Raw genomic sequence first — 3,680 nt, 5'->3', positions numbered from 1 at the left:
CCGATCTGGTCAGCCCACTGCTCCTGGTGTGCGCCGCGGTACTGCGTCTCTACCGGCTTGCCCGCCCGCTTGGCGGCCAGGTCCCAGGCGGCGTTGACGACCGCGCCGGTCGCCATGTGGATGGCGCCCTTCTCCGGCCCCAGCCAGCGCAGTTGGGGGTCGTGGACCAGGGTGCGGGAGAAGGCGCCGAGGGCGGAGCAGACCTGTTCCACGGACAGGCCGACCACGTGCGGGGCGAGGGTGGCGATGGCTGCGGCCTGGGCGTCGTTGCCGCGTCCGGTGGTGAAGGCCAGGGCGTGGCCCTCCAGCCCGTCGCCCGCGTCGGTGCGCAGGACCACGTAGGCGGCGGAGTAGTCGGGCTCGGGGTTCATGGCGTCCGAGCCGTCGAGGTGTTCGGAGGTCGGGAACCGCACGTCCAGGACGTCCAGGGCGATGATGCGGGCTGACGGGGGCACGGGGGAGGACATGGCGGCAACTCCTGTGAGGGGCAGGGGAGACAGGTCCCTCTGCGACGAGACGTGAACGCGGCGGAGGCAGGGCGGCCGGTGGGCCGCCCGGGTCACTCCTGGACCTTGCCGCCGGTGATGCGGGAGATGGCGAGGGCGACCAGGATGATCAGGCCGTTGAGGGCGCCGATCCACTGGGCGGGGACACCGGCCAGCGTCAGCACGTTCTGGATCATGAAGAGCAGCAGGATGCCGCAGAACGCGCCGAACATGGTGCCCCTGCCACCGTTGAGGCTGATGCCCCCGATGACGGCGGCGGCGAAGACGGTGAAGATGTAGCCGTTGCCCTGCGCGGAGGCGACCGAGGCCAGGCGTCCGGAGAGCATGAGTCCGGCGAGGGCGGCGAGCACGCTGCCGGTGACGATGACGATCCACAGCACCCGGTCGGTGCGGATACCGGCCGCCTTCGCCGCGTCGACGTTGCCGCCGATGGCGTACAGGGAGCGGCCGAAGCTGGTCCAGCCGAGCACCACGATCGCGACGGCGAACAGGGCCAGGCAGATCCAGATCGAGGCGGGCATGCCGAACCATTCGGCGGTGCCGGCGTAGAGCATCGACTGCGGCAGCTGGAAGAAGGTCTGACCGCCGGAGATGCCGGTGAGGATGCCGCGCAGCACGATCAGCATGCCGAGCGTGACGATGAAGCCGTTGAGGCCGAAGCGGATGATCAGCAGCGAGTTGATCACGCCGACGAGCGCGCCCACGGCGAGGGTGAGGGGAACCGACCAGGCGCCGGGGAGCAGACCGAGTCCGTGCCCGGCGCCGGCCGGTACGACCAGCCAGGCCGCGACGCCCGGCGCCAGCCCCATGGTGGACTCCAGGGACAGGTCCATCTTCTTGACGATCAGGATCATCGTCTGGGCGAGGACCAGCAGGGCCATCTCGGACATGGTCTGCAGGACGTTGATGAGGTTGTCGGCCTGCAGGAAGACCGGGTTGACGATCTGTCCGACGATCGCGATGACGACGATCGCCGGGACGAGCGCCAGGTCGCGCAGCCGGGCGAGGGGGATCCGGCCGCCGAGCAGCGCGGTGCGCCTCTGCCCGGTCTCCACGGTCTGGGCGGCGTCCGCGAGGACGGTTTCAGGCATTGCCTCAGGCATGCAGGTCCACTCCTTCCATCGCGGCCACGAGGTCGTGGTCGTGCCAGCCGCGTGGTATCTCGGTCGTGACCCGGCCCTGGAACATCACCAGGATCCGGTCGCACATGCGCAGGTCGTCGAGTTCGTCGGAGGCGATGAGCACTCCCGTGCCGGACTCGGCGGTCTCCTCGACCTTGCCGAGGAGGAACTCCTTGGAGCGCACGTCCACGCCGGCGGTCGGGTTGATCAGGACCAGCAGCCGCGGGTCGTCGGCCAGGGCACGCGCCATGACGACCTTCTGCTGGTTGCCGCCGGACAGGGCGGAGACGGGCAGCTCAGGTCCGGGGGTCTTGATGGCCAGGTTCTCGATCAGGCCCTCGGCCAGCCGGTCGCGGCGTCCGCGGCTGAGGAAGCCGTTCCTGCCGAGCCGCCTGGGCACGGACAGGGTCGCGTTGTCGGCGATCGACATGTCCGGCACGAAGCCCTGGTGGTGCCGGTCCTGCGGAACGAACCCGGCGCCGGCCGCGAGCGCGTCGGGCACGCTGCCCGGCCGGGGCCGGCGCCCGGAGATCTCCAGGTCCCCCCTCGCGGCGGCGCGCAGGCCTACGACGGTCTCGGCGACCTCCGTACGTCCGCTGGCGGCGGCGCCCGCAAGGCCGACGATCTCCCCGGCGCCCACCTGGAAAGTGACGTCGGTGTAGGTGTCGTCGCTGCTCAGACCGTGCACGGTCAGCGCGGGCACGCCGCTCTCGTCCAGGCTGCCGGTGCGCTCCTGGCGCCGGTCCGCCGCGGCCTCACCGGTCATGGCGGCGACCAGCTCGGTACGGGGCAGCTCCGCGACCGGCGCGGTCACGATGTGCGCCGCGTCGCGGAACACCGTCACCATGTCGCAGATCTCGTAGACCTCCTGCAGGTGATGACTGATGAACAGGAAGGTCACGCCCTGGCGTTGCAGGTCGCGGATGCGGTCGAAGAGCCGGTTGATCGCCGCCGCGTCGAGCTGCGCGGTGGGCTCGTCGAGGATGATGAACCGGGCCCCGAAGGACAGCGCCCGGGCGATCTCGACGAACTGCCGCTGCTCGACGCTGAGGTCGCCGGCCGGGGACTGCGGGTCGACCTCCACCGACCAGGCCGACAGCAGCTCCTGGGCCCGGCGGCGTACGCCGGTCCAGCTGATGAGCCGGTGGGGGCCGTGGTGGTGCCGGTTCAGGAACAGGTTCTCGGCGACGGTCAGCGTGGGGATGATCGTCGACTTCTGGTAGACGCAGGCGACACGCCGGCGCCAGGCGTCGCGGTCGCTGAGCCGCGGCGCGGGGTCGCCGCCGAAGGTGACCGTCCCCTCGTCGGGGGCGTGCAGGCCCGTCAGGACGGACACGAGGGTTGACTTGCCGGCCCCGTTGCGGCCGACGAGTGCGTGTGTCTCGCCGGGCCGGATGGTGATCCGGGCGCCGTTCAGGGCCACCGTCGGACCGAATCGTTTGACTATGCCCGTCGCCTCGACGACGGGCGGGGCCGCGGAGGCCCGCCCGTCGTCCGCCGGGACGGGCGCGGGGGTGACAGTACGCTCCCCGTCGCTCATCTCAACCGCCTTGTTCTGGGTAGCCGTTGGTCCCTGACCGGGTAGGTCAGCCGAGGTGGTTGCCCCACAGCGACGTGTCGTCGCTCTTGACGCTGGGAACGCCGCCGTAGGTGCCGCCGTCGGCGGTGACCAGGGGAGCGGAGAGCTGGTCCTCCAGCAGACCGTCACGGACCTGGATGATCGTGCTGTCGTGGTCGGTCTTGCCCGGCTTGAACGTCTTCCCGTCGATCGCGGCCTTGAGGTAGTACAGCGCGTACTTGGCGTACAGGTCGGCGGGCTGGGAGACGGTGGCGTCGATCTTGCCCGCGGCGATGTCCTTGAGCTCCTCGGGGATGCCGTCGTTGGACACGATGAAGACGTGCTTCTTGTCCTTCGGATCCACCAGCAGGCCCTTCTGCTTGAGCACCTGCAGCGTGCCGGAAAGGCCGAAGCTGGACGTTCTTCCTCTTCCACGTCTTCTGCGGCTACGCGGCCGGTTACGGCTTCGCGCTCCTGAACGCCTCCTCGGGCGAC

2 protein-coding genes and 2 pseudogenes are annotated in these 3,680 nt (G+C 70.4%); all 4 read right to left on the bottom strand.

All coding sequences use genetic code 11. From position 1 onward, the window contains the following. Positions 1-467: pseudogene (locus ABZ646_RS42740) on the bottom strand (fuconate dehydratase); the annotation flags it as partial. A 92-nt stretch (positions 468-559) separates the two neighbouring features. Next, complete coding sequence (locus tag ABZ646_RS42735) at positions 560-1,597, bottom strand: ABC transporter permease (protein ID WP_360532065.1); 1,038 nt, start codon at positions 1,595-1,597, stop codon at positions 560-562. A 4-nt stretch (positions 1,598-1,601) separates the two neighbouring features. Further along, complete coding sequence (locus tag ABZ646_RS42730; protein ID WP_360532062.1) at positions 1,602-3,167, bottom strand: sugar ABC transporter ATP-binding protein; 1,566 nt, start codon at positions 3,165-3,167, stop codon at positions 1,602-1,604. Positions 3,168-3,213: 46 nt separating this feature from the next. Next, positions 3,214-3,603, bottom strand: a pseudogene (locus tag ABZ646_RS42725) (substrate-binding domain-containing protein); the annotation flags it as partial. Between the last annotated feature and the right edge of the window lie 77 nt (positions 3,604-3,680).

The organism is Streptomyces sp. NPDC007162, from assembly GCF_040634175.1.
Classification (GTDB): domain Bacteria; phylum Actinomycetota; class Actinomycetes; order Streptomycetales; family Streptomycetaceae; genus Streptomyces.
This window is presented reverse-complemented; position numbering and strand designations above follow the sequence as displayed.

What these genes read in the sequence shown, in the direction of transcription:
- ABZ646_RS42730 (WP_360532062.1), bottom strand. Translation starts at nt 3,167, where the DNA reads ATGAGCGACGGGGAGCGTACTGTCACCCCCGCGCCCGTCCCGGCGGAC.
- ABZ646_RS42735 (WP_360532065.1), bottom strand. Translation starts at nt 1,597, where the DNA reads ATGCCTGAAACCGTCCTCGCGGACGCCGCCCAGACCGTGGAGACCGGG.